Below are 4,021 nucleotides of genomic sequence, written 5' to 3'. Positions count from 1 at the left end.
AGGTGCTTGAGGAGGCGACGACGACACCGGTCCTCGGCTATTACGCCCAAGATTACGAGCCCTATTTCTTCGCCGCCACCGACCCGCGTCGGCGCGAGGCCTTCGACAGCTACCGGCAGCCCGGGCTCCGCATCTTCACTAAGACCGAGTGGACCCGCGCCCTGATCGCCCGAGAAGCTGGCGTCGACCCTACCTCCATCGGACCCAGCCTCGACACCCAGGATTGGTACCCCCCCAGCACCGGCCGATCGTCAGCACCGATCGGCATCGCCGCAATGGTGCGGCCCTCAACCCCAAGACGCGCGCCCAAGCGCACGCTGTCACTGCTCCAGGCCCTGCTGCAGGCACGCGGCGATGCTATTCAGATCGAGGTGTTCGGCGTCGACACCGAGGACCAAAGCGCGCTCGGCTCCCTCGCCCAAGCCCCGAACTGTCAGGTCCACGGCGTCTTGGGCCGTCAGCAGATGCTGCGCCTGCTTGCGCGCTCGCACATCTTCATCGATGCCTCAGACTTCCAAGCCATGGGCCTCACCTGTATGGAAGCCATGGCCTGCGGCGTGGCCGTCGTCGGTCCGCTCAAAGGCGGGCTCTCAGAGATCCTACATCACGATCACAATGGCCTCTTGGTCGACACCAGCGACGAGGCCGCGTGCCTCAATGCCATGCTCGAGCTCGTCGACCAGCCCAGCAAGCGTCAAGCGCTGGTCGAGGCCGCGCTCACCGACATTGCCAATTATGACCCCGAATCCGCAGCCCTCAGGATGATGAACGTCCTGTTCCCGCGCGCATGAACACCGCCAACTCCCAACGGCGCATCCTTCCTTCGGCTCATTCGACCGCTCGAGCACCCGGCCAATCGCCATCTGATCAGCCTGACCACGGCGGCCGAGCTGCCAGAGATCCCGCTTGATGTCGTCGTCATCGATAGGCTCTGGCGCCAGGACCTCACTGTCGCCCGCCAAGACGAGCTGTTCAAGAGCCTTGCAGCGCGCCGAATCCCCTACGTCTACTCGCTCGATGACGACCTGTTCAGCGAGCCCGAAACCGACACGCGCCCTGCGCTGCCCTCACCCCAGCAACGCCAGCTCGTGCGTCGCTTCCTGATGCATGCCGCGGGCACCCTCGTCTCGACCCCAGAGCTCGCCCGTCGCGTCGCTCGGCTGACCCCGAAGGTTGCCGTGCTCGGCAATCAACTCGATGAGCGCCTCTTCGCCCGCCAGCCAACGGCAGCGAAGAAGAGTGGTCCCCTCTGCTTCGGCTACATGGGCACCCACACGCATCTTCAGGACCTCTTGATGGTCCTTCAGCCGCTGCGTCGGTTTCTCGCCCAAAGTCAGGGCAAGGTGCGCTTCGAGCTTATCGGAGTCGCCGACCAGACGATGCTCGAATCCCTATTCGAAGACCTGCCGGTGACCATCCGTGAGGTCCCGCGCAACGCCATCCGCTATCCGGAATTCATGGAATGGACGGCCAGCAGCCTGGGCTGGGATTTCGCCATCGCGCCACTGCGTGACGATCGTTTCAACGCCGCCAAATCCGACCTCAAGCTCCTCGACTACGGGGTGCTTGGCGTGCCAGCACTCTTCAGCCGCGTCCCCAGCTTCCGCGACTCCGTGCAGGACGGAGTCACTGGCCTGTTGGTCGACAACAGCGCTGACGCCTGGTCCAACGCCTTGACCCGCAGGGCCGAGGACGAGGCCCTGCGCACACAGCTCGCCGCTCAGGTGAAGGACTACGTCTGGACCCAGCGCACCCTGGCGCAGCACGCACGCGCTTGGCCTCAGGTTATCCGCGCCCTCATCCAGCCCGAATCGAGGCACCTCCCCGAGACCTTGCGCCGTGAGCCAGCCCGCGGCTCCGCAGCTTCATCGACTGCGGCGGCCAACCGACCTGATTCAGGCCAAGGCGCCGTGGCCGGCCCCGATGCATCCGAGCAGATCCAGCCGCCATCGGCCTTCTTCTGGCGCCATGCCCTCAACACCTCGCGCCGCCGCGATAACCTGCTCTACTTCATCGACAGCAGCGGCAAAGGCCTTGAGGTCGGCCCCTCGTTCAGCCCGGTCGCGCCGAAGAGCATGGGCTACGACATCGAGATCGTCGACCACGCTAGCGCCGACCAGCTGCGCGAAAAATACCGCGACCGCGGGCTTGACCTCGATGCCATCGAAGAGGTCGACCATATCTGGACCGGCTCTCCCCTGACTGAGCTCCTCGGCGATCAGCCCCGCTACGACTACATCATCGCCTCGCACCTGGTCGAGCATCTACCCGACCTGATCGGTTTCCTCGCCGAGTGCGCGCGACTCCTGCGTCCGCAGGGCGTGCTCTCGCTCGCGATACCGGACTTCCGCGCCTGCTTCGACGTGCTGCGCGGCCCTAGCACCACCGGCGACCTGCTCCAAGCCCATCATGAGCGCCGCAGTCGGCACAGCCTCGGCACGGTCTTTGACCACTTCGCGACGACCGTCCGCCGCGATGGCCAGCCCTCATGGCCGCTGAAAGCGACAGGCCCCCTCAAGTTCGCTCATGGCTTTGACGATGCGCGGCGAATGCTCGAGCGTGCGCGTTGCTCAGACGACTATCTCGATGTCCACGCCTGGCGCTTCACGCCGAGCAGCTTCCGTCTCTTCCTGCAGGACCTTCGTGCCCTCAACCTGGTTAGCCTGCATGAGATTGGCGGTTTCATCACGGCTGATGGTGCCGAATTCCTCATCGCCTTGCAGGTCGGCGAGCGTGCCAACGACGCATCAAGACTCGACCTTGCTCAATCCTCAATGGCCGAATGGGGCAGCATCGCCTGCTAGTCACCATGCAAACATGCTTACTCCTCAGCCATCAGACGGCCTCGCTCGACATGGCGGGCATCAACAACTACGCCCAGGACCTGGATGATGCCGACCTCCAGCGTGGCACCCACCGCGAGCTGATCGGCGGCCTCTGGGATGAGATCGGCGACCTCCAATACCACTTCCTCCGTGACCAGGGTCTGAAGCCCAGCATGGCCCTGCTCGACGTCGGCTGTGGCTGCTTGCGCGGGGGGCTGCACTTCGTTCGCTACCTTCAGCCAGGCCGCTACGTCGGTGCCGACATCAACGCCTCCTTGCTCCGCGCCGGCATGCTCGAGCTGCAACATGCGGGCTTGCAAGATCGCGGTGCCACCCTGATACAAACCGCGGCGTTCGATTTTCGCTCGCTAGGCAGGACCTTCGACATGGCGATTGCAGTCTCGGTCTTCACCCATCTGTTTTTCAATCACATCGGGCGGTGCCTGCAGGGCATCAAACAGGTCTTATCCGACTCTGGCGTTTTCTACGCCACCTTTTTCACCGCACCCAGCCCCCTGCACCTCGAGCCCATCAGCCATCAGCCCGGTGGCATCGTCACGGCCTACGACAAAGACCCCTTTCACTGCCATCCGCAAGAGCTCGCTCAGCTGGCCGCCTGGGCTGGACTCGAAGCGGAGCTCATCGGCGACTGGGCGCATCCCCGGGCCCAGCAGATGATCGCCTTTCGCCATGCCTGACCCCGGCCGCCACCCGCCCGGCGTTCAGCCAAGCGGCAGCAGCGCCCGTGCTCAGCGGTGGTGATCGCTCGCGGGCGCGAACACCCCTAATGGTCGCTGCCATTATCGTCACCTATGTGCCGAAGCTCGATCAGCTCCAACGGCTGCTCGAGCGCATCCGCCCGCCGGTGCAGGTGTCGTCGACAACGGCTCCCCGCCCGTTATCACGCAGGGGCCCGGCCCCAGTCTCAGCGTCTTGCTTGACGCCCCTGGCAGCCAGCTGATCCTGCTGCCCGAGAACCAAGGCCTGGCCAGCGCCCAAAACCTCGGCATCGAGCGCGCGCGCCACCTCCACGCCGACCAGATCCTGCTACTCGATCAGGACAGCGAGCCGGCGCCGACGATGGTGGCCGAGCTGCTCGCCGCCTGGGCGCAGCTCCAGGCTCAGGATCAGGCCCAGGAGCAGGATCAATCGCAGCCTATCGCGCTGATCGCGCCCCAGGTCATCGACCAACGTCG

General features: G+C 64.9%; 4 protein-coding genes. All 4 read left to right on the top strand.

What is annotated here, in order from left to right:
- Positions 1–791: glycosyltransferase family 4 protein (locus ACY693_RS16165; RefSeq protein WP_462322841.1), on the top strand; the 791-nt coding region annotated here is incomplete at its 5' end.
- Positions 792–1,088: 297 nt separating this feature from the next.
- Positions 1,089–2,804: a methyltransferase domain-containing protein gene (locus tag ACY693_RS16160; protein WP_462322840.1), complete on the top strand. Its 1,716-nt coding sequence runs from the start codon at positions 1,089–1,091 to the stop codon at positions 2,802–2,804.
- 5 nt (positions 2,805–2,809) lie between these two features.
- Entirely contained in the window at positions 2,810–3,523 is a 714-nt protein-coding gene (locus ACY693_RS16155) for a class I SAM-dependent methyltransferase (protein ID WP_462322839.1), read from the top strand.
- A 235-nt stretch (positions 3,524–3,758) separates the two neighbouring features.
- Positions 3,759–4,021, top strand: a 263-nt coding sequence (locus ACY693_RS16150) for a glycosyltransferase (protein WP_462322838.1), incomplete at its 3' end; no start/stop codon positions are given.

It is taken from the genome of Halochromatium sp. (genome assembly GCF_054919635.1).
This window is presented reverse-complemented; position numbering and strand designations above follow the sequence as displayed.

Excerpts from the sequence above, each read along its gene's own strand:
- ACY693_RS16155 (WP_462322839.1), top strand. The coding sequence starts at position 2,810 with ATGCAAACATGCTTACTCCTCAGCCATCAGACGGCCTCGCTCGACATG.